General features: G+C 47.3%; 1 protein-coding gene. It reads left to right on the forward strand.

Annotated elements, in window-relative coordinates:
- Window positions 1-332 (forward strand): hypothetical protein (locus D9O48_RS18870; protein ID WP_158624949.1); only part of this gene is annotated, 332 nt, incomplete at both ends.

A 332-nucleotide genomic window follows, 5' to 3' on the forward strand; every position in this document is an offset into this window, starting at 1 on the left:
AATACTTTTTTAAGCACGGTACATTTTTATGATTCTAAAAGCCGGTTGTTGCAATCGGTGAGTAAAAACCAAACCGGTGGTATCGATAGAACGACTACTCAATACAGTTTCGATGGCAAGGCGCTGGCTACCAAAATCACTCATAACGCCACCGGCATGATTCCGTCCAGTGTGGTAGTGATGACCCGTAATGCCTATGATGGTGCAGGAAGGCTTGATTCGGTGGTACAGTCGCTCAATGGAGGTGCTTACAAACTGGTAGTACGCCACAGTTATGACCCCTTAGGGCAGCTCAGCAAAAAAGAACTGGGCAGAAAAACGGTAGGCAGCGG

The organism is Gynurincola endophyticus (assembly GCF_003991195.1).
GTDB lineage: Bacteria > Bacteroidota > Bacteroidia > Chitinophagales > Chitinophagaceae > Gynurincola > Gynurincola endophyticus.